We start from the raw sequence: 20837 nt of genomic DNA, 5'->3' as shown, positions 1-20837 counted from the left end.
CTATCCTACGGCGATGCGTTACAAGATTCCCGTGATAGAAGCCGAAATGGGCCTTGTCGTGGAGTGCGCGGAAAGCGGATTCTGCGGTGCGGTAGCGGGTTTCGAGCAAGGTGCCGTAACGTTGGAAGACAGGTTCGGCAAGCTTCGCCACTTTCCCTTAACACCAGCCGCGTTCTTGCTTGACGGGCAAGTCGTTACGCTCGTTAAACCTGTTGTTACCCGCCAGTTGCAGCGCACTGCTTCCGGATCGATCGCCGCGCCGTCATCGCGTGCGCAGGTCGCGAAAGCCAGCCGAATCTGGGTCGAGGGAATTCACGACGCCGAGCTGATCGAGAAGATTTGGGGACACGACCTGCGGGCCGAAGCCATTGTGGTGCAACCCTTGCACGGTGCTGACGAGCTGCGCGAAGCGGTGCTGGCTTTCGATCCTGGGCCTGATCGCCGGCTTGGCATTTTGCTCGACCATCTGGTGGCGGGGACCAAAGAAGCACGCCTGGCGTCCACAGTGGATAGTGAGCATGTGCTCATCGCGGGCCACCCCTATGTTGACGTTTGGCAGGCTGTCAAGCCGGCTCGTCTCGGATTGCGGGAATGGCCGGTGATCCCGCGTGGCCGCCCGTGGAAAGAGGGGATCTGCGCGGCCCTTGGTGTCGCAGATCCCCGTGAGTTCTGGCCGCGGTTGCTGTCGCGAGTGGACAGTTACCACGATGTGGAAACGCCGCTGGTCAACTCGGTGGAGCGGCTGATCGACTTTGCCGCATCGCCTCAATAGCCTGCGTTGTCCAGTCCTCAATAGCTTGTTTGGTGACGCCGAGATGCGTCAGGATGATCGCTCCCTGCTCCTCTGACGCCTCCAGCAGCGCGAGCAAGATGTGTTCCGTGCCAACATAATTGTGCCCAAGACGCAACGCTTCCCGGACGGTCAGCTCGTAGACTTTCTTCAGCCCGTTGCTGTATGGCAGGTGATAGAGCTTGGGTTCGCCACTTTGTGGCAGTGAAGCCGATACCGCGTCGCTCACTGTCTTCTTGGTGACCCCCGTGGCCTCGATCGCTTGTCCCGCAAGGCCTTCCCACTCCGCCATCAGTCCCGTGAGCAAGTGCAAACTGGTGACCTCTTCGTGCCCGAGGTTGCGTGCTTCGTTCTGGGCTTTGAGCACGACGACCTTGGCCCGGTCGGTAAAGCGCTCCAGGTTCGTCTCGCCCGCCACAAACCGCTTCTGTGCGGCCTGCTTGGTGACGCCCATGCTCTGCCCGATGACCGTCCACGACGCACCGGACCGCCTTGCCTGGTCAACGAAGTGCCCGACGAGGTGATCGGCCAGATCCCCGAGGTGTTCGGCAACTTGCACCGCGTCGGAGAGATAGGCGAGCGGATCTCCGTCGGGATGACGCCGCTTGACCTCTTGGATAAGTTCATCGAGTGTCATGGCGTCAACCATAGGTTGACGATTCCGCCATCGTCAACCCGGGGTTGACGGTCAGTTTTTCCGGCTCCGGTTGGCTAGCCTGCGGTCATGCGCTGGCGGACCGTGCGGAGAACCGGTTATGTCGCGGCGGCGATCATGCTGGCGATCGTGGCCGCGAGCGTCCTGTGGACGCGGATCGTCTCGGCCGGGCACACATTCGAGGCGGCTGACGCGCCGAAAGCCGACGTCATCGTGGTGTTCGGAACGCAGGTCAGCCCGGGTGTGCGGTATCCGTATCCCGTGTTGCGCAACCGTCTCGAGGTCGCGTTGCGGCTTTTCCGCGACGGTAAGGCACCACGCATCCTCGTCTCCGGTGACGCGAACGGAGCCTCCGGCAACGAGACGGCCACCATGTCGGGCTACTTGGCCGACCGTGGAGTTCCGCGTGAAGCCATCCTGGTTGATCCGTCGGGATTGGACAGCTTCCAGACCTGCACCCGAGCCCGGGACAAGTTCGGTTTGCACGACGTATTGCTTGTCACGCAACCGTTTCACCTCTACCGTGCGCTCGCCCTCTGCCGGTCCGCCGGCCTTGACGCCAAAGGTGTCTTCGCCACCTGTCACGAATGCACCGCGGCCCGCCAGACCCGCAACACGGTGCGTGACTGGTTCGCTGCACCGAAAGCCGTCTTCGAAGTGTTGTTTAGCTGAGTGTTGTGCCTGGTTAAGGACGTGATCACGGCGGTTTTGGGCTCCGCACAGGTGGAGGCTCGTGGAAACGTGGGGTAGCGTCGGCCAGCGTGAGAGCTACGGCGTTCCCCCGGCGCCGGTGGTACACGCCGGTTGTGACTCTGATCGCGATCACCGCCGCACTCGTGGCGGTGACGGGCCCGGCTGTGGCCGAGCCCAACCCCAACGAAGGTGGCACCCCTAACTTCACCACCTTGCGAGCCAACCTTGCGGCAGCGGCCGAAGGTTTCATCAAAGCCGAAGCCGACCTCGAAGTTTCCGTCGCCAAGCAGGCTGACCTCGAAAAGCAGCTGGCCACCGCGGAGACCGACATCGTGCGGGTTAAGGGCCGGGTCGCGTCCTACGCGGCTGAGGCCTACCGAACGGGGCGCATCACGCCCGTCAGCATGCTGCTGCAGGCGACCAGCACCGAAGACTTCCTCGGCAGAGCGCAGGCACTCGACAAGGTGAGCCGCTCTGACCTGGCGAAACTCGACGATCTCGCCAACGCCAAAGCCCGTGCGGCAGAAGCTAAAGCGGGCATCGACGCGGAGGTGACCACGCAGCGAGCCGCACGCGACGAGATGGCCAAGCGCAAGCAGGCGGCCGAGAAGGCGCTCGCGGCGGCCAGCACGACGCGCAGCCAGGTCGACATGTCTGGCGTGCCCATCGCGGCGGCCGCGCCACGCAACTCCGATGGCAGCTGGCCGAGTGAGTCGTGTTCACTGGACGATCCAACGACTTCGGGGTGCATCACTCCACGCACGCTGCACTCACTTAGCGAAGCCAAGCGAGCCGGATTCGGCTGGTACGTCTCGTGTTACCGCCCCGGTGACAAATACGAGCACCCGAAGGGCCGTGCCTGTGACTTCGCCGCGTTCCCAGGCGGTTTCGAGAACAGATCGGCCGGTGGGGACAACAAGAACTACGGCGACCGGCTCGCTGCCTTCTACGTGAAGAACGCCAAGGCCCTGGGCGTGATGTATGTCGTTTGGTACTGCCAGATCTGGCAAGTGAGCACGGGCTGGCACCGCTACAACTCGGCCGGGTCCAACTGTGGCGACGCGCCGGCCGGCGACCACACCAACCACGTGCACTTGTCTGTCTACTAAGGACTGGGAACGAATCTGACCGCGTCGGCGACCACGAAACCGTTGGTGTTCTCGGTGCGGACTAACACGCTGCCCGCTGTCCCGCCCGTGAACGTATAGGTGCCAACGGAAACCCACTGACCGCCATTGCTCTGCTGATTGACGGTACGGTTCGTGATGCCCCCACTGTGAACGATGTCGACCGGAACATTGGTTGCCCGGTTGGCGTGTGCTGTCCACCGCAAGTAAACGGTGTAGCTTCCAGCGGCGGGCAGTGAAGGCGTGAACCGCAGCCGGTTAACACCTTTGGCCGTGTTGTTGTCGTGCTCATAGTCGGGGCCGTAGAAGCCGGCGATCGAGGTGCTGCGCATCCAGGTGCCGGCCCGGGTAACGCCGGCTGCCGCGGCGTTGTCGAGGATGACCTCGCCCGGATTCACTGGCGGCCACTGCAAAATCTGCCCGTCTTGACGCAAGCGCGCGGCAAGCGTGGCATAGCTGAGCTGCTGGACTGGTACCCCCTGGGCGGTTGCAAGAATCGCGGCGGTGGCCGCTGACTGCGCCAGGATCATGAACACCGGCTCCATCCGGATCGAGCCGTAGGCGATGTGACTGGCCGAAAGGCAAACGGGCACAAGAAGATTCGTGCACTGGTTGCCCGACGGAACGATCGACCGGTAACTGATCGGATAGGGCCCCGGCACACCGATCTGCACGTCGCCTTCATTCTTGACCAGCCCGTTGACCACCACACGCTGACAGTTATGCGAATCCATCGTGTAGCTAGCCAGGCCAACCGGATCGGCGGCTTTGACCGTGCCGCGGCAATCGCGTTCGGCCATCACGTAGGCCGACACCATGCGCCGTGCTTCGCGGATGTACAGCTGCGGTGGCCAGCCGCCGGTGGAGGTGAATTCGTCAGCGGCCAGGCCCCACGACGCCGTGTTCGCGCGAATCGTGGCCGGAAGCCGGGAGTCGTTGGCCAGGAACCACATCAGGCCCTGCTGATAGCGGCGGTGCTCGGCGGCGATCACGTCACGGGTGGCATAACTGGCCGTGGGATAGGAGTAATTCGCTCCAATGTGGTCGGTCGAGAAGGCGCCGTTGTTGTTAGAGTCGGTCTTTCCGCCGCCCACGCTGTGAGTCGTGAAAAACGGTCCGTTGTAGCCGGCTTGGATGTAGCGCAACAGAAGTTCATAGTCGGCCGCGTTGTAGCCACTTGGCTGCGGGAACGGGATCTTGCTGGTCGCCTGGGTCAGGCACATCCGGAAGTTGTAGGCCTGGATGCGGCTGTCGGCGGTGCCGTTGGGAGCGACCGTCGCCGAAATCCCGGGCAGCAGACCCGATGCCGGGTCACCGGCCACCCGATAAGGCGACACCGGCAGCGTGAACTGATGCTTGTCGCGCAGCTGCACGCCGTTGATGGTTTCGCCATAGGCCGCATTGCTTTCCCGGCCAGCGGTCCAGCTGACCCCCGCCCGGTCCATCAAATCGCCTTCATAGCTGGCGTCGATGAACATGGGCGCGCGGAAAACCTGGCCATTTTCCGTGACAATCTCGGTGATGGTCTGCCCGTTGCGCAGCACCTGACTGAGGCGCATTCCAAAATAGAGGGGTACTGCGGCCTCGGCGATCAAATCATCAAAGACAGCCCGGGCGACATGTGGCTCGAAGGTGAACCGGCCGGGAGACGTTGGCGTGACCGGGGTTCCGGCATACTTCGCGTGCACCCGGCGATAGAACTCACCGGCGATCCCGCCGATCGACTCCTTCGTGCCGCTGTCGGTGGCGCCAAGGCCACCCGTCGTCAGGCCGCCCACGTGACTGCCTGGCTCGATGACGACCGCGGTGCGGCCCATCCGGCGAGCCTGGACCGCGGCCACGATCCCGGCCGACGTCGCTCCATAAACGACAATGTCGGCCTGGACGATGGCCGCGGCGAACGCGGCTGCCGGAGCACCAGCGAGAACGAGTGTGGCACCACCGAGTTTGATGACTTGGCGGCGGGAAAGTGCGTGCGACATCGGGCGGCCCTTCGTGGATGGGGCTTGGGGTGGCGCGCGCCGCCGCTGCCAGTTATCAGACCTTGGCCCAAACATTCACCGCTGTCAAGACCGTCACGACCTTCTCGATAGGTGCATGAGATATTCCTTGCGGTTGAGCGGATTGTGATCCGTTCTGGCCCGCACCGGTGGCGTTCCGTGCACTTTCCGATAGCGGCTGAACTGGCTCTCCAGGACTCCTTCGCCACGCGTCAGGCCTGGCACCCGTTGCTGGAGCTGGTGTATCAGCCCGGCGGAGATCTCACCTTCGACGACGTAGGTTGTCTTGGTGAGCACCGGCGTCTGCGGCACGGCGTTTAGCTGGGCCAGTGCACGCAACGCAGGGCCCAGCAAGTCCGACGGGCCGTCGAGCCGGAAGTGGTGCACCGGCTCACCGACCGTGGTGCCGGCCTGCCGCAGGGCCGCCATCAATACCAGCGGAACCAGTTTGCGGTAGTCGCCGGGTGTGGTTCCCGGTGACTGATAACCGCTGTGAGTGAGGGTTACCAGGCAATCGCTGACCTGCCAGCCGTAAAGCCCCTGCGCTAGTGTCTCGCGGACCGTCTCCTCAAGCGCCAGCCGGAACTCGTCGGTGGTGCGGAAGAGGAACAGCGGCATGTGCTCTACTGGGACGTCCAGCTTCACGTGGATGCCGTGGTGCTTCTTGGAAGGCTCGACGCGCAGCCCAACCGTGGCGAGGAACGGATTCGGGTCCTTGTAGATCAGTTCGAGTGCTTCGCCAGTACCCACCAAATGTTCTTGGCAAATGGTGGTGGTTTCGCGGAATGTCACGTCGACGCCGAAGTCGCAAGCAAGAGTCGCTTGAATGACCTCCTTCTGGACCTCGCCGTAAAGCGAGACGGACAGCTGGTCGCCGTCCTGGCGCAGATTGATCAGCGGGTCCTGCTCAGCGAGCTGTGTCATGGCCGTGTGCAACGCATTGCTGTCGCTGGCCTGGATGACCGTTTCGAGCGTTGGCGGGGCGAAATGGTGCCGCTGTTGAGCTTTGGGCATCCCGATCGAGTCGCCGATCCTGATTCCGCTTAGGCCCCAGAGCTTTCCGATCTGCCCCGCGCTGAGACCATCCGGACTCATGCGGGTCACCTTGCCGAAGTCACCAAGCCGGTCCCTGACCCTGATCGTGCCTGCGAACATCCTGACGTAGGCGATCTTTTCGCCATTTTGGCCCCGCTCCACTTTGAACACGGTGCCTTGGGCTGGTGCGCCTGGATCGCCTGCTTCGGCTGGCAGCAACGTAGCGATGGCTTCTTCGAGCTCGGTGATACCTTCGCCCGTGATCGCTGAACCGGTGTATACGGGATGGATTCTCGCTTGCTTCGTCAGCGTGGCAAGGCTTTGGCTGATGTCTAGCGGCTGTCCGCTGAGGTAGTTTTTCGTTAGCTGATCGTCGTGATAGGACAATACGTTGAGGAGTTCTTCCTGGTTTTGCGTGGTGGCGACGTCGGGCGTGAGGCGTTCTTTGATGGCTTTGAGCGTCCCGCTGACGTCCGCTCCAGCGCGGTCGATCTTATTGATGAAGATAAGCGTGGGGATGTTCAGCCTTTTCAGCGTGCGCATCAGAATGCGTGTCTGGGCCTGAACTCCTTCAACCGCCGAAATGACAAGCACCGCGCCATCGAGCACGGTGAGGACCCGCTCCACCTCGGCGATAAAGTCCGGGTGCCCGGGGGTATCGATCAGGTTGACTGTCGTGTCCTTGATGTGAAACGTGGCGACGGCAGCCTTGATCGTGATGCCACGCTGTCGTTCCAGCGCAAGAGAATCGGTCTGGGTGTTGCCAGCATCGACGCTACCGATCTCCCGGATAACGCCGGCGTTGAAGAGCAGCCGTTCCGTCAGGCTCGTCTTACCTGCGTCGACATGCGCCAAAATCCCCAGATTGAGCGTGCGTTCCAAACGTCATGTCCTTTGAATAGGAGTCAATACCCTTCCGTGGTGACATGAACGCTTGGCGCATCGGTGTTCTCCTCGCATCTGTGGACAGTCCTCGGTGAGCAGACCAGGAAGCCCAGCCATCCGCAACCCATTTACCACCCACTCATCCGCTCTCCCTCCCACCTCCCTCCCGTTCTGCCCTTCCGCGCCTTTCCCGCTTCCGATGACCACCCCACCCCGCCGCTTCGCCGCCCGCCCCCTCCGTGCCTCGCCTGCTTCGCCGCTTACCCGGCCCTTCCCACTCGCCCTTTGCTACCCGGCCCTGCACGCTTCCTTCGTTGCGCGCTTCCTGGCACCTTCCGTCGCCTGCCCGCTCCCTTGCGCCCCCTTTCCTTCCGCCGCCCCGCCTGCTCCCTTCGGCCGCCTTACTTGTGATCCACATCCCTTGGGACGTGATCAAATGGCCTGTTGATCACGTCTGCCGGGCTGTGGATCACGCTTTTGGATGTCGATCAAGACTTGGTGGAGGGTGTCGTGATCGGACTCTTCGGCCTTCCTGACGCAGCAGCTTCGTTGCGTAGGCGGTCTTGCACCGATAGTTCCGCGAATGGGTGATCGCGGGTTTCCCGATCTTGAGGCGTGATCCACGTCCCGAAAAGGGTGATCAACAGGCCATTCGATCACCTGAATCGGGCTGTGGATCACGCCTCAAGATTCACAGCCGAATTCACCCGGCCTTTAGCGCATTGGATGCGGCAGTAAGTGGCGAGGACGCGTGCACCGATGAGGAGCGGCACGAGCCGCGCGAGTGGCGGTCAGGCGGCGCGACGAGGGTCAAGCGCGAGCGGCGAGGAAGCGAGCGGGGCGGCAGGGGGGATGGCGGGGTGGCGGGGGTTAACGGGGAGTGGGTGTGGGCGCCGGGCCCGGTTGGGGACGGGCTGGGGCGCGGTGGGCGGTTTGCCACGCGAGGGTTGCCAGGGCGGCGGTGGCGATCCCGAGCATGGGTCCAGACGGGGAGCCAGCGAGGGTAAGTGCTGTCGCGAGAAGGCCGGCGGGCAGCCAGGTCCACATGGGAATCTTGCGGTGCGGGTGGCCCCGGCGGCGTCGCCAGCCCTCTACAGCCATCGGGATGATCAGCGGTGGCAAGGTGGCCGCGAGCAGGGTCAGCCACTGGATCAAGGCACGGTCGAAGCGGAAAGCGGCGAGCACCGCACCGGGCACGGCAACGATCAGCATGCCAGCGCGAGTAGACAACTGTGGCCACACGGACCGCAGAGCGAGCGCGCCGGAAAACGTTGTCGTCAACGCGGGTGCGAACACGGCAGCCGTCACGAAAACGTTGCCGTATAAGGCGACTCCGGCGAGAGCCGAAACGACGTCAGTCGAGCCGGTACGCAGCCACACGCCCGCCCCGGCGGCGATGACGACAGCGGCCGGAAGGACAAGCAGCGCAACGCATTTGGCCAGATCCAAGCGCGACGATAGCCCACGGCTAAAGTCAGGCGCACGCAACGCGAACACGGAGATGTAACCGCCCATCGCCACGACGTCACCGGCTGAAAGCCAGGAAACTGAACGCGATACAGGCGATGCCGGCGGCGGTAGCTGAAGCACGCAGATGGCGACCAGTGCCAGCGCCGCAAGTGTGGTGGCGACGGCGATCCGGTTGTTCCACTTTGGCGGGAGGAACGAGGCGGCGAGGACGACCGCGGCGAGCGTTAGGGCGGCGAACGGTCCGGGCAGTCCGCTGACTTTGGCTAGGGACGCGCCTCCGAGTCCGACGTTGAAGCCGTTCCAGCCGATCATCGCGACGGAGAGGATGGCGCCCAGCGGAGCCACCACCCAAGGCGGCAAGTAGCGCGGAGCGAGCTCGGTAAGGGCGGCGTCCTCGCCGTGCGGGGCGCGTAGGCCGAGCGAACCCTGTCCAAACAGGAGCAAAGCCATTAGGGCGGTGCCGCCAGCGACAGCGAGGAGCGGGATCGCTCCGCCGTGGCGGTGTGCCATGGCTGCGCCAAGGATCAGGGCAGCGGGCGCGGCACCGAGGCCGAGCCAGGCGCCTGCGGCAGAGGTCCAGCGCACGGCATCCTCCCGGGGAGTGGGCAAACGCTTTCCAAAGTGGACCATAGCATTACGTCGATCATTGACAAGGCTAGATTGATCTATCTATCATGCTTCCAGTCGGCGAACGGAAAGCGCTTTCTCAACTCACGCTCACTGAGGAGTGAAGCATGAAACGGCTTCTGCTTGCCCTCGCCGCGGTGGTGTTCGTCTCCGTAACGACGGCGGTTCCCGCCCAGGCGGCACCACGGTTCCGGGTGCTGGTCTTTTCCAAGGTCACCAACTTCTATCACGACTCGATCCCGGCCGGCATCGCGGCGATCCAGCAAATGGGTGCCGCGAACAACTTCGAGGTCGAGGCCACTGTGGACGCTGGCGCGTTCACTGACGCCAACCTGGCGCGTTTCGACGTGCTGGTCTTCAACAACACCAACTCTCTGCCCACGAGCGGCGATCTGCTCAACGCCTCGCAACGGGTCGCGCTGCAGAACTTCATCCGCGGCGGGGGAGGCTGGGCGGGCCTGCACGCGGCGTCGGCCAGCGAACGGGACTGGGCCTGGTACGACGGCCTGGTTGGCACGATTTTCGACTTCCACCCCGACTTCTCCTCGACGGGCGGCGTGTTCCCGGGCCGCATCAAGGTGCTCGACCGGGCGCACCCGTCCACCCGCAACCTTCCTGAGCTGTGGGAGCGCAGTGAAGAATGGTACAACTGGAAAACCAACCCGACCGGGCGCGTGCACACACTCGCGCAGATCAAAGTGCGCGATGGCATCAACGGCTTGGACGAGGGCGTTGACCACGCGTACTCGTGGTGCCAGAAGTATGACGGCGGCCGCTCCTGGTTCACCGCGGGTGGGCACAGCAGTTCGTCGTTCAGCGAGCCGTTCTTCCTGGAGCACCTGCGTTACGGTATCGAGTGGGCGGCAGGAGCCGTCGCGGGTGATTGCAGCGCAACGAAAACAGGCAACTTCCAGCGGGTGCCACTCGTGTCGCAGGACTTGGCTGACCCGTTCGAACTGGCCGTCGCTCCGGACCGCCGCGTGTTCTACATTCAGCGCACGGGAGCGGTCAAAGTCATCAACCAGACGACACTCGCGGTCACGACACTCATCGATTTCGCTTACACCCCAGAGCAAACGAGTCAGTCCGACGGGTTGCTCGGCTTGACGCTCGACAACAACTTCGCGACCAATAACTGGCTCTATCTGCTTTGGTCGGACAAGACGTTAAATCAACTGAACCTGTCACGTTTCACCGTGTCGGGTTCGACTATCGCGCTGAGTTCTGAGAAGCGGCTGCTGGCCATCCCGACGTTGCGTGGCGAAGCCAGGGCGAATTCGCACATGGGCGGATCGCTCACCATGGACAAGGCCGGCAATCTCTACGCGGCGATTGGTGACAACACCGATCCCTTTGAGTCCAGCGGTTTCACGCCGATCGACGAGCGGGCCGGGCGCAGGGCCTTTGACGCTCAGATGACGGCTGGCAACACCAACGACCTGCGCGGCAAGGTGTTGCGGATCCGCCCGAACACCGATGGCACCTATAGCGTCCCTTCGGGAAACCTTTTCGCTCCTGGCACGGCGAAGACCCGCCCCGAAATCTACGCCATGGGCATGCGCAATCCGTTCCGCATCAGTGTCGACCCCATCACCAACGCGCTTCTAGTTGCTGACTACGGCCCTGATGCCACGGCAGCCAACCCGAACCGTGGCCCGGAAGGCACGGTCGAGTTCAACCGCATCACCAGCGCGGGCAACTATGGCTGGCCCTATTGCATTGGCAACAACATCGCGTTCAATGACTACAACTTCGCGACCTCGACGTCGGGCCCGAAGTTCAACTGCGCGGCACCGGTGAACAACTCGCCCAACAACACCGGTCTCACGACTCTGCCGGCAGCACGCTCGGCTCTTGTCTGGTATGCCTATTCGGCTTCAACTCAGTTCCCCGAGCTGGGCACCGGCGGGGGAGGGCCAATGAGTGGCCCGGTCTACGACTACGACCCGGCTAACACCCGTCTGTCGAAGTTCCCTGAATACTATGAAGGCAAGTGGATCGTCTACGAACTGACCCGCAAGTGGTGGAAGACGCTGTCGATTCACAAGACGGCGCAGACGTTCAACGATCCGCGCTTCGGTGCGACGACTGTCGGCTCACTGCAGTCCATCAACGGCATTCTCGCGGGCATGTCGTGGATTCAGCCCATCGAAGCCGAGTTCGGCCCGGACGGTTCGCTCTATGCCATCGACTTTGGCGCCGGGACGGGCAGTGGACGCGGCGGCACCAACGATGGGGCGGGCATCTATCGCATCGATTACGTCGCCAACGGCGTGCCACCCGTGGCCGCGATGACGGTCAGCCGCGATAACGGGCCGTCTCCGCTGACGGTCAATTTCTCCAGCGCTGGCACGACTCCGGGTGTTAGCTATGCGTGGGACTTCGACGGCAACGGAACCGTTGACTCGACCGCGGCGAACCCGTCCTACACCTATTCCACCCGCGGGCGATTCACGGCCCGGCTCAACGTGTCGAACAGCGTCGGCAGTGCCGTCACCACGCGGGATATCACGGTCGGCAACACCCGGCCGGCGGTGACGCTCAACATCCCGAACGGTGGATTCTTCGATTTCGGTGACCAGATTCCTTACACGGTCACGGTCACGGATCCTGAAGACACCACGATCGATTGCTCACGGGTGGTCGTGCAGACGTTGCTCGGCCACGACAGTCACGCGCATCCGATGGACAACTACACCGGCTGCAGCGGGACTTTGCTCACCGACGCCAACGCCGGAGACGGACACGGGCCGGGGCAGAACCTCTACACCCTGATCAGTGCGCAATATACGGACGCGGGCGCGACGGGAGGCGTACCCCCGCTGATTGGTTCTGTGCAGATCGAACTGCAGACCAAGAGCAAAGAAGCCGAACACTATGACGGTTCCAGCGGGATCACGGTGCTCACGCGGCCCACCGCCCAGGCGGGCAAGCGCATTGGCGAAGTGGACAACGGAGACTGGATAAACTACGGCCCGGTCAACCTGTCCAACATTCCAACCGTGACCGTTGGCGTCACGTCCGGCGGAACGGGCGGCGACATCGAGTTCAGGGCCGGATCACCGACGGGCACGTTGCTGGGCAAGGCGACAATCCCGGTGACGGGCGGATGGGACAACGTCATCTCACCGACGGTGAGTCTCACGAACCCGGGCGGAACCTTCACCCTGTATCTCGTTTTCGTCAAGGCAGGCCATACTGGTACCCCCGATATCTTGTCTCTTGACTGGCTGCGCTTCAACGGGCGTGGGGTCAAGGCGGAAAGTGGTGCGGTGCTTAGCGCTTCGGGAACTCCGGTCACCGGAGTGGCGCCGTTGACGGTGAACTTCACCGGCACGGTCACCGCGCCACCGGGGCGCACGATCGTGGACCAGGAATGGAACTTCGGTGATAACACCGCTGTCGTGCACAGTCTGACGACGTCGCATTCCTATCCCCGCAAGGGAACCTACACAGCACGGTTGACGGTCACCGATAGCGCAGGAGCTACCCAATCGGTGAACGTTACCGTGACGGTCACTTAAGCGGGTGGTGCGGTGCTTTCGCGCCGCACCACCTCACAACTGATTTCGACGATCCGCGGTGGACGGTCACGCTGACCGCTCTCCAGGGCGAGCTTCATGGCCGTCGCCCCGATGTCGGACAGGGGCAAACGAATCGTTGTCAGTGCGGGTGTGACGTCGCGGGCGATGGGCATGTCATCAAAGCCGATGACACTGACTCGTTGCGGGACGCTGATCCCGCGCTGGCGCAGCAATGCCATGGCACCGATGGCCATCGAGTCATTGAGCGCCGCGATGGCGGTGAGGTTGGGATAACTGTCCATCAACTCAGCAGCAGCCTCGGCGCCGCTGTCGCGGTCGAACTCGGCGTAGACCGTCCTCATCAGACGGCGCCCAGAGTCCTTCGCCGCGCGGCGAAGGCCCGCTAGCCGGTCTGTGGTGGTCGTCAGCGCCTTCGGTCCGGCGATCACACCGACGTGCTTGTGCCCCAGGCGAAACAGCTCTGACGCGGCCAGGTAGCCGCCGGATTCGTTGGCGGGCATGACGGCGTCGGTGGCGTGCTGATGGCGGCCGATCACGGTCACCCGGCCGCCGGAGCGCTCGTAAACGTCCAGTTTCTGGCTCAGCGACTTGGCGAACTGGTTGTCGTGATAACCCGATCCGGCCAGGATGATGGCCGCAGCTTGGTGTGCCCGGAGCAGCTCGACATATTCAAGCTCCCGCTCAGGGTCGCGATAACTGTTGCAGATGATGACCAAACGCCCGTTCTCGGTCGCGATCCGTTGCAGTCCACGGGTTATTTCGGCGAAGTAGGGGTCAGACACGTCATGCACGATCACGCCGATCGCGCTGCGCTGCATGCGCGCCAGCGATTGTGCGTTGGCGTTAGGCACATATTGCAGCTCCTCGACCGCCGCGAGCACGCGTGCCCGCAGCTGATCGGTCACACGCTTATTGCTGCCACTGATGATGCGCGACGCGGTCGCTGGGGACACCCGCGCCTTCTTAGCGACATCGGCAAGCGTTGCCATGGTGCCCTCCCCTTCATCGCTGCTAGCGTCTGAGTATCTAAGGGAAAGCCCTTTCCGTCCATCTTGGAGGGCACCGAAAATGACCGGCCTCTCTGCCGTCACCCAGCTCGAACAGATCGAGCCCAAGCGATGCTCATGCGGGGTGACCAGGCGCGCCTTCGTCGAAGAATCCGGCGGCGTAGCCAGTGTGCATCTGCTGCATGTGGACAAAGCGGTGACGCACTATCACAAAGTTACGACCGAGATCTATGTCATCCTCGCCGGTGAGGGTGAAATCGAGCTCGATGGTGTGCGGCACCCCGCTAAACCCAAGTCGGCGTTCCTCATCAAGCCGGGTTGCCGCCACCGCGCGATCGGCGAGCTGGAGGCGCTGATCATTTGTGTTCCGGCAGCTAACGACGCAGACGAGTATTTCGATGAGTGATCTTCCGGGCGGCGTTGGCCTGTCACACCTGACCGTCTATCCCGCAAGTGGTTCGCCGCATATGCATCTGGCGTGCACCGAGGCCTATGTGGTCATCTCCGGCTCTGGCATGGTGCAAACCCTAACTCTCAGGGGGTACCAGGAAACGCCGCTCCAAACCGGAGCAGTGGTGTGGTTCCCACCGGGCACGATCCACCGCCTCGTCAACGAGGGCGAGCTGAAACTGGTCGTGCTCATGCAAAACAGCGGCCTACCCGAAGCCGGTGACGCTGTGCTGACCTTCCCACCGGAGCACTTGGCCACAACCGAAGCTTACGCCAAGGCAGCTGCCCTGCCTCCGGCCACGCTTGGGCGCTGGCCGGGCCCGGAGGGGCAGGCCGAGCGCGATCAGTTGCCAGGCACGGGTTCTGCTGTGGGAGCGTGCCCGCTCGATGACTATCTCGCGCCAGCGTTGGTGCGCCGGGAATTAGCCGTGCAGGGTTTCGAGCGCTTGCGTGATTCCGCAGTGGACGGTGACTTCGCACCGCTGCGCCAGTTCCACGCGGCCGCGGTGAAACTGGTCGCCCCACAGATCGACGTGTGGCGTGATCGTTGGCAGCAGGGCGCGCTTCGGGCTGCTCGGGCGACGGGAAGCCACATAGACGACCTTGCTGCTGGCCGGGCACCACATCTTTCCGAAGCTGACGTGTTTGAGCTGCTAGAGCCTACGGAGACGAATCGCCGCGGCATGTGTGGCCTTCTGAACACGTACTTGATAGATCGTTTCCTGTCTGTTTCCAATTAGGTCTTGTCATGGCAGTCAGCACGCCCTACTGTGCCGGGAAAGCGCTTGCCTCGGTCGATCTCACGTTCAGTACGTTCTGGAGGATCAACGCGGTGATTGTCCAATGAAGAAACTTGAGGCTTGGTGGCGGCCCGTCCTGGTGCTGGCCATCGTGTTCGCGGGGTGGTGGTTCGTCGCCGCCCAGGAATACGTGCCCAACTATCTCGTCCCCACGCCTTCCCAGGTCTGGGAAACCATGACCGGGCAATGGGATTTCCTGATGCGCAATAGTCTGGTCACGCTGTGGGAAACCGTCGTCGGTTTCGTCCTCGCGGGGCTCATCGGGCTCGGCACAGCGGTGCTCATCGCCTACTCCCGCACGATGGAGAAGGCGCTTTACCCGATTGTGCTTTTCGCTCAGGTGATTCCGAAGATAGCGATCGCACCGCTGCTGATCGTGTGGTTCGGATTCGGGCTCACGCCAAAAATCATTCTGGCCGTGCTGATCGCTTTCTTCCCCGTCGTCATCTCAGGTGTCGCGGGGCTGCGGTCAACCGATCCGGAGCTGCTGGACCTGTCGTCAACGATGGGAGCCAGCCCCTGGCAAACCTTCCGCAAAATTCGCTTCCCGAATGCCTTGCCACATCTGATGGCTGGGCTCAAGGTCGCGGTCACCCTCGCCGTAGTCGGCGCGGTCGTGGGTGAATTCGTCGGCGCCACCGAAGGACTCGGTTACGTCCTTCTGGTCGCCAACGGAAACCTCGATGCACCAATGCTTTTCGCGGACCTATTTCTTATGTCGGCGATTGGCATCGTCTTGTTCATCCTCGTGGAGGTGGCCGAGGCACTGCTCATTCCCTGGCATGCCAGCAGGCGTTCCGGGGTTCCTCTCACGACGTCCTAAATGGAGTGAATGTGCGACGGATACTAGCTCTCGCCTTGGTATTGGGGTCGCTCGCCGCTTGCGGTGACACCGCCGAACCAACCGCGCCAGGCGAAAAGAAGAGCGTTACGCTGACCCTCAACTGGGTGCCCTATGGTGAGCATGCCCCGTTTTACTACGGGCTGCAGAAGGGTTTCTTCTCAGACGAGGGAATCGACCTGAAGATTCAGCCCGGCGGTGGGTCGGGCAAGACGATCCAAGCTGTGGCACAGAGCCAAACCGACTTCGGCTGGGCCGACACGCCGCCTCTGCTCAAAGGCATCGCGTCAGGCATGAAGGTCAAGAGCCTGGGCGTGTTCCTGCAGAAGGGCCCGGCTTCTATCGAGTTCCTTGCCGACAAAGGCATCACCAAACCCGAAGACCTCAAAGGCAAAACCGTTGGGGGTACTCCGGGAGACGCTATGTACGCGACATTCCCCGCCTGGCTGAAAGCCAATGGCATGCAGCCAAGCGACGTCCGGGTCGTGAACGTGGACGCGGCCGGAAAGATCGCCGCGCTCACCGAAGGCAAAGTGGACGCCATCATGGGCTTCTTCCACGACCAGGCACCAACGATCGAGAACACGACCGGCAAGAAGGTCAGTTACCTGCTTTTCGCCGACCACGGCATGAACATGCTCGGCACCGGTCTCGTGGTCAACGACGCCACGCTGGCGAAGGACCCCGAGATGGTGAAGGCATTCGTCCGGGCCACACAGAAGTCGTGGGCAGAGGCGTCCAAGAACATCGACGCCGCCGCTGACGCGATGGTCGCCTTGGCCGAGCAAGAGCCGCCGAAGAACGTGCTCGTCAAGCAACTCACGCTCGCCGTACCACTATTGCAAGGCAGCCCTGGCGTGAACACCGAAGCCAAGTGGACGGAAACCATCGGTTTGATGTCGCAGTACGCCGAGCTGAAAGACGCTGGTGCGCCAGCGAAATACTGGGACAGCAGCTACGCGGGTAAAGGGTAACCAAGCATGAGCACTGCCGTTGAGGTCAATGACCTGGTCGTCCGGTTTCAGTCCAAGCGGTCGGCGGTCGTGGCGGTCACTGATGTCACCATTTCCGTTGAGCCCGGTGAACTCGTCACGATCGTTGGCCCGTCTGGCTGTGGCAAGTCCACGCTACTGAAGATCGTCGCGGGCCTGGTCAAACCGACCAGCGGCACGGTTTCCCTGATGGGCCAAGCGGTTTCTGGCCCGCAGAAGGAAATCGGGTTCGTCTTTCAGCGCGCCGCGCTGCTCGAATGGCGCGGCGTGCTGAAAAACATCATGCTGCAAGCCGAAATCCGCAAGATGGATCGTGCCGCGGCCACACGCCGCGCCCGTGATCTGATCGAGCTCACGGGACTCACCGGCTTCGAAGACGCTTTGCCCCACGAGCTTTCCGGTGGCATGCAGCAACGCGTGGCGTTGTGCCGTGCGCTGCTGCACTCGCCACGGGTGTTGCTGATGGACGAACCGTTCGGTGCCCTCGACGCCCTAACGCGTGAAGGCCTGAACGAAGAACTCAACCGCATCTGGCGCGAAACCGGCACCACGATCATGCTCGTTACCCACTCGATCGCCGAGGCCGTCTTCCTCGGCACGCGGGTAGAGGTGATGAGCCCGCGCCCAGGCCGCATCATCCGCACCTTCGACGTGAATCTGCCCAAGGAACGGCACTACGCGCAGATCATGTCCGACCCACACTTTGATCAGCTGGCCAGTGAGATTCGATCTTTGCTGGGCTCAAACGCGAGTCATTAGGTGGTGTTCCGCCGCTGGCTCTTTGGCCGGCGGCGGATATTTCGTCCAAAGTAGAGTGCTGGCGTGAGCGTCTTCATCAGCTACAGCCGCCAGGACGCGGACTACGTCAGAGAGCTGGTGCTGTTCCTGCGCGGCCATGACTTGGTCGTATGGGTTGACGATGCCATCGCCACCGGCGATCGCTTCGCCGAAGTCCTGGAAACTCAGATTTCACAGTGCTCCGCGTTCGTGCCTGTGCTCACGCCAGCCTCTGCCGGATCGAAATGGGTTCGGCGCGAAATCAGTTTCGCCGACGAACTCGCCAAGCCGATCCTCCCGCTGCTGCTTGCTCCCTGCCGGCGGCCGATCATCGTGCACGACCTGGACTATGAAGACGTGACCGGCGGCGGCCTACCCTCGGCCAAGTTCGTGACAAGCCTGCGCCTGCGCCTGGCCACACCTGCCAGCCCCGGATCTGAGCTGCGCCGCCTCATGGCCCGGATTGAGGAAGCCGCCCGCGACCTGGGCAACGTCGAAGCCCTGGAGGCCCTAGCCGCTGGCACAGCCGGCGCGGCACGTTTGCGTGAGATCGTCTCGCGCTTGCGGGCGTCCAGCCTTGCTCGCCCCGCTGAACCGCAGCTCGCATGGCAAGCGCAGTTGAGCCTGGCCGAGGACGAGGCGCGCCAGGAAATCACCGCCTATCTCCGCGAGGCTCCGGAGATGCTGCACCAATGGGTTGCCGGCGACCTGAACCTGGTAACCGGCACACGAGCCGGTGTGCTGATGGCATATGACGACGATGTGCGGCAATGGGAAACGAATTACCTGCGGCCACTGGCGTCCCGTTGGCTTTCGCTCTATCTACCCTCGCCGTCGGAGGAGGCCGCAGAACAGGTCGCACACGGCCTGGGCAGTGCCGTAAACCGCGAGATCACGAAGGCAATGCCTTTGTTTCCTCGTTCCTTCGTCACGAAAGCCGCGGCCTTAGCCGAGGAGTATCGGCTGCCGCCCTCCACCGGATGGCCCAGGCGTGCCCGGATCCTTGCTCAGATCCTGGCCACTTTGGACAGTCTCAATGCCAGACACGGAGACCGTCTCGCGGGCGTCTTCGTCTCGGCTCTCGTGGACGTGCTCATCAACACTCACGTCGCACTGCCCGACGCGTCAGAAGCGCTAGCCGAGCTAGACCGAATCGAACATGAAGTTAACGCGCTGCCGTCGTGAACCGACAGTGCTCGATGTGCGTGCCGTAGAACATGCCTCTCTCCGTCAAAGTCGTTGCTGCGGCGACCCTATTAGTACTGGTTTCGGCTAGCCAGGCAGTGGCGAAACCGCCGGTACCGCCGCGTGACACGCAGCCACCGACCATCCCTGGTAATCTGCGCACCACCAACGTGACGCAGACAAGCGTGAGCCTCGCGTGGAACACGTCCACAGACAACCGTCAGGTCGTGTTCTATGGCGTCTGGGCACCCGGACTGTCAGTGATCTACGTGAATCACCCGGGCACCACCGCCACCTACAACAACCTGCACCCGGGCACCACGTACGCCTTCCGCGTTCAGGCGTGGGACGGCATGAACTGGTCGTTGCCCAGCAACATCCTCAACGTCACGACACAACCCGACGTCGTGGCCCCAGGCGCGCCCGCCAACCTCGCCTTAACGGACAGCCTCCACGGCTTTCCCGTAGACGGTGTCACCGCCTCAAAGGTGCTCATCACCTGGGTCAACTCCACCGATGACTTCGGCCCCTTGCGTTACGAGGTCCTTGTCAACGGCGTCGTGAACCCCAACGTGGACGACACCCGACCGCAGGGACTCCCGATAACGTCACCGCACAAGGTGTGGGTTCGCCAGCTCGATCCAGCTACGACCTACACCATCGCGGTCCGTGCCATAGACGGCGGCGGCAACATATCCGCCCTCAGCAACACGGTCACCGTCACCACCGACGCGTCCTCCGACACAGCCGGCCCCACCACGCCCGTGATCACCCGCCTGCACGACGGCGGCACCGGGGCTTGCCCCGAAGAAATCTGGCTGTGGTGGACCCCATCGACCGACAGCAACACCCCGCAAAACTCCATCGAGTACGAAGTGCGCGTCAACGGAGTCATCAACGAGGTGTTCACCGGCGGCTTCAACGCCATCGCCTACACCGAAGTCCCCGGTGTCAACGTCGTCACTCTCGTGGCCGTAGACCCCGCAGGCAACGCAAGCGCCCCAAGCAATTCGTTCACCATCGTCAACAGCTGGACAACTAGCTGCGTCTAGTAGTCTGCCGCGCGCCCGGCTGGGCTGAACTCACAGCCCAGCCGGGCATCTGGCATGCTGAGGCAATGAAGAGCGTGTATGAAGCGGCGGGCGGCAAGGACGGTTTGACTCGCCTGGCGGAGGCATGGCATGAACGAGTGATGGACGATCCGGTGGTCAGTCACGCGTTCAGCCAAGGGTTTGATCCGGAGCACACTGAACGGCTCGCGGCATATCTGGCAGAGGCGCTCGGTGGACCCGCTGAATACACAGCCAAGTACGGAGATGAGACCTCGGTCGTCCGGATGCACAGCGGCAACGGGCAGGACGACGACATGGATCAGAGGGCGATCAACTGCTTTGAGCAGGCATTGGAGGATGTCGGGCTAACGCAGGAACCGCTGCGGCAGGTGCTCTACGACTACTTCGCTTGGGCCACAACGGAAACCATGGGGCGTTATCCCGATTCCGAAGATGACGTTCCAGACAGGCTAGCTATTCCACACTGGTCGTGGGACGGACTCCAGACCGCATAACCGTGGTGCGCGCGAGGCAATGATCACGTTCTTCGGTGGTAGAGGTTGCGTTGTGGGGTTTGGCTGGGGTCGGGCCATGCCGGTGGGGTGAATTCGGGGTGGCCGTTGTTGGTGATGGTGACGTGCCATTCGTTGTGGTGTAGGAGTCGGTGGTGGAAGCCGCAGATGAGGACGCTGTTGTTTAGGNTNGTNNNNCCGCCGTCGATCCAGTGGTTGATGTGGTGTGCGTGGCACCATTTGGGTGGGCGGTCGCAGCCGGGGAAGGCGCATCCTTTGTCGCGCAGGGTGAGGGCGCGGCGTAGTGGGCCGGTGATGAGGCGGCGTTCGCGGCCGAGGTCGAGTGGGACGCTGTTGGTGTCCAGGATGGACGGGATGATCCCGGCGTCGCAGG

At 62.8% G+C, this 20837-nt stretch carries 17 protein-coding genes; 12 read left to right on the top strand and 5 right to left on the bottom strand.

Features of this window, described 5'->3' with window-relative positions; translation table 11 throughout:
• The first annotated feature begins 13 nt into the window (after positions 1-13).
• Positions 14-772 (top strand): DUF3097 family protein, encoded by a 759-nt coding sequence (locus tag A3E1_RS0112330; protein WP_020521074.1) that lies wholly within the window; start codon positions 14-16, stop codon positions 770-772.
• On the opposite strand, the gene A3E1_RS0112325 is transcribed toward A3E1_RS0112330, so the two are convergent.
• Complete coding sequence (locus tag A3E1_RS0112325) at positions 726-1439, bottom strand: Clp protease N-terminal domain-containing protein (protein ID WP_020521073.1); 714 nt, start codon at positions 1437-1439, stop codon at positions 726-728. The genes A3E1_RS0112330 and A3E1_RS0112325 overlap by 47 nt on opposite strands.
• Positions 1440-1514: 75 nt before the next feature.
• Between A3E1_RS0112325 and A3E1_RS40000 the strand changes: the two genes are divergently transcribed.
• Together A3E1_RS40000 and A3E1_RS0112315 are read left to right on the top strand one after the other, a co-directional pair.
• Positions 1515-2117 carry a SanA/YdcF family protein gene (locus tag A3E1_RS40000; protein WP_020521072.1) on the top strand — a complete coding sequence of 201 codons (603 nt, stop codon included), beginning with the start codon at positions 1515-1517 and terminating at the stop codon, positions 2115-2117.
• An 89-nt stretch (positions 2118-2206) separates the two neighbouring features.
• Entirely contained in the window at positions 2207-3247 is a 1041-nt protein-coding gene (locus A3E1_RS0112315) for a coiled-coil domain-containing protein (RefSeq protein WP_051104994.1), read from the top strand.
• On the opposite strand, the gene A3E1_RS0112310 is transcribed toward A3E1_RS0112315, so the two are convergent.
• From A3E1_RS0112310 to A3E1_RS0112300, 3 genes are all read right to left on the bottom strand, one after another.
• Complete coding sequence (locus tag A3E1_RS0112310) at positions 3244-5247, bottom strand: FAD-dependent oxidoreductase (RefSeq protein WP_020521070.1); 2004 nt, start codon at positions 5245-5247, stop codon at positions 3244-3246. The genes A3E1_RS0112315 and A3E1_RS0112310 overlap by 4 nt on opposite strands.
• Before the next feature lie 93 nt (positions 5248-5340).
• On the bottom strand, positions 5341-7182 hold the full coding sequence (locus A3E1_RS0112305; protein ID WP_020521069.1) for a GTP-binding protein: 1842 nt from the start codon (positions 7180-7182) through the stop codon (positions 5341-5343).
• An 873-nt stretch (positions 7183-8055) separates the two neighbouring features.
• Positions 8056-9240: a hypothetical protein gene (locus tag A3E1_RS0112300; RefSeq protein WP_020521068.1), complete on the bottom strand. Its 1185-nt coding sequence runs from the start codon at positions 9238-9240 to the stop codon at positions 8056-8058.
• A gap of 149 nt (positions 9241-9389) precedes the next feature.
• On the opposite strand from A3E1_RS0112300, the gene A3E1_RS0112295 reads away from it, so the two are divergent.
• Entirely contained in the window at positions 9390-12806 is a 3417-nt protein-coding gene (locus A3E1_RS0112295; RefSeq protein WP_020521067.1) for a ThuA domain-containing protein, read from the top strand.
• Here the strand turns inward: A3E1_RS0112295 and A3E1_RS0112290 are convergent.
• Positions 12803-13816 (bottom strand): LacI family DNA-binding transcriptional regulator, encoded by a 1014-nt coding sequence (locus A3E1_RS0112290; RefSeq protein WP_020521066.1) that lies wholly within the window; start codon positions 13814-13816, stop codon positions 12803-12805. The two genes, A3E1_RS0112295 and A3E1_RS0112290, sit on opposite strands and share 4 nt — an antisense overlap.
• 79 nt (positions 13817-13895) lie before the next feature.
• Between A3E1_RS0112290 and A3E1_RS0112285 the strand changes: the two genes are divergently transcribed.
• The 8 genes from A3E1_RS0112285 (at position 13896) to A3E1_RS0112250 (ending at position 20446) form a co-directional block, all read left to right on the top strand.
• Entirely contained in the window at positions 13896-14240 is a 345-nt protein-coding gene (locus tag A3E1_RS0112285; RefSeq protein ID WP_020521065.1) for a cupin domain-containing protein, read from the top strand.
• Positions 14233-15024: a cupin domain-containing protein gene (locus A3E1_RS0112280; protein WP_020521064.1), complete on the top strand. Its 792-nt coding sequence runs from the start codon at positions 14233-14235 to the stop codon at positions 15022-15024. The genes A3E1_RS0112285 and A3E1_RS0112280 overlap by 8 nt, the downstream gene beginning before the upstream one ends.
• A gap of 103 nt (positions 15025-15127) precedes the next feature.
• Entirely contained in the window at positions 15128-15907 is a 780-nt protein-coding gene (locus A3E1_RS0112275) for an ABC transporter permease (protein WP_020521063.1), read from the top strand.
• Between the two features lie 11 nt (positions 15908-15918).
• Positions 15919-16899 (top strand): ABC transporter substrate-binding protein, encoded by a 981-nt coding sequence (locus tag A3E1_RS0112270; RefSeq protein WP_083929473.1) that lies wholly within the window; start codon positions 15919-15921, stop codon positions 16897-16899.
• Between the two features lie 6 nt (positions 16900-16905).
• Positions 16906-17676: an ABC transporter ATP-binding protein gene (locus A3E1_RS0112265; RefSeq protein ID WP_020521061.1), complete on the top strand. Its 771-nt coding sequence runs from the start codon at positions 16906-16908 to the stop codon at positions 17674-17676.
• 63 nt (positions 17677-17739) lie between these two features.
• Positions 17740-18879 carry a toll/interleukin-1 receptor domain-containing protein gene (locus A3E1_RS0112260; protein ID WP_020521060.1) on the top strand — a complete coding sequence of 380 codons (1140 nt, stop codon included), beginning with the start codon at positions 17740-17742 and terminating at the stop codon, positions 18877-18879.
• 32 nt (positions 18880-18911) lie between these two features.
• Positions 18912-19931, top strand: a complete 1020-nt coding sequence (locus tag A3E1_RS0112255; protein WP_083929472.1) for a fibronectin type III domain-containing protein — start codon at positions 18912-18914, stop codon at positions 19929-19931.
• Between the two features lie 65 nt (positions 19932-19996).
• A complete protein-coding gene (locus tag A3E1_RS0112250; protein ID WP_020521058.1) occupies positions 19997-20446 on the top strand; it encodes a group II truncated hemoglobin in 450 nt (149 codons plus the stop codon).
• The last annotated feature ends 391 nt before the right edge of the window (positions 20447-20837 follow it).

Origin of the sequence: Catelliglobosispora koreensis DSM 44566, from assembly GCF_000379685.1 — a bacterium.
Classification (GTDB): Bacteria; Actinomycetota; Actinomycetes; order Mycobacteriales; family Micromonosporaceae; genus Catelliglobosispora; species Catelliglobosispora koreensis.
Note: the sequence above shows the minus strand (reverse complement) of the source record. Positions and strands in the feature narration are given on the sequence as shown.

What these genes read in the sequence shown, in the direction of transcription:
- A3E1_RS0112330 (WP_020521074.1), top strand. Translation starts at nt 14, where the DNA reads ATGCGTTACAAGATTCCCGTGATAGAAGCCGAAATGGGCCTTGTCGTG.
- A3E1_RS0112325 (WP_020521073.1), bottom strand. Translation starts at nt 1,439, where the DNA reads ATGGTTGACGCCATGACACTCGATGAACTTATCCAAGAGGTCAAGCGG.
- A3E1_RS40000 (WP_020521072.1), top strand. Translation starts at nt 1,515, where the DNA reads ATGCGCTGGCGGACCGTGCGGAGAACCGGTTATGTCGCGGCGGCGATC.
- A3E1_RS0112310 (WP_020521070.1), bottom strand. Translation starts at nt 5,247, where the DNA reads ATGTCGCACGCACTTTCCCGCCGCCAAGTCATCAAACTCGGTGGTGCC.
- A3E1_RS0112295 (WP_020521067.1), top strand. Translation starts at nt 9,390, where the DNA reads ATGAAACGGCTTCTGCTTGCCCTCGCCGCGGTGGTGTTCGTCTCCGTA.
- A3E1_RS0112290 (WP_020521066.1), bottom strand. Translation starts at nt 13,816, where the DNA reads ATGGCAACGCTTGCCGATGTCGCTAAGAAGGCGCGGGTGTCCCCAGCG.
- A3E1_RS0112285 (WP_020521065.1), top strand. Translation starts at nt 13,896, where the DNA reads ATGACCGGCCTCTCTGCCGTCACCCAGCTCGAACAGATCGAGCCCAAG.
- A3E1_RS0112280 (WP_020521064.1), top strand. Translation starts at nt 14,233, where the DNA reads ATGAGTGATCTTCCGGGCGGCGTTGGCCTGTCACACCTGACCGTCTAT.
- A3E1_RS0112275 (WP_020521063.1), top strand. Translation starts at nt 15,128, where the DNA reads ATGAAGAAACTTGAGGCTTGGTGGCGGCCCGTCCTGGTGCTGGCCATC.
- A3E1_RS0112265 (WP_020521061.1), top strand. Translation starts at nt 16,906, where the DNA reads ATGAGCACTGCCGTTGAGGTCAATGACCTGGTCGTCCGGTTTCAGTCC.
- A3E1_RS0112255 (WP_083929472.1), top strand. Translation starts at nt 18,912, where the DNA reads ATGCCTCTCTCCGTCAAAGTCGTTGCTGCGGCGACCCTATTAGTACTG.
- A3E1_RS0112250 (WP_020521058.1), top strand. Translation starts at nt 19,997, where the DNA reads ATGAAGAGCGTGTATGAAGCGGCGGGCGGCAAGGACGGTTTGACTCGC.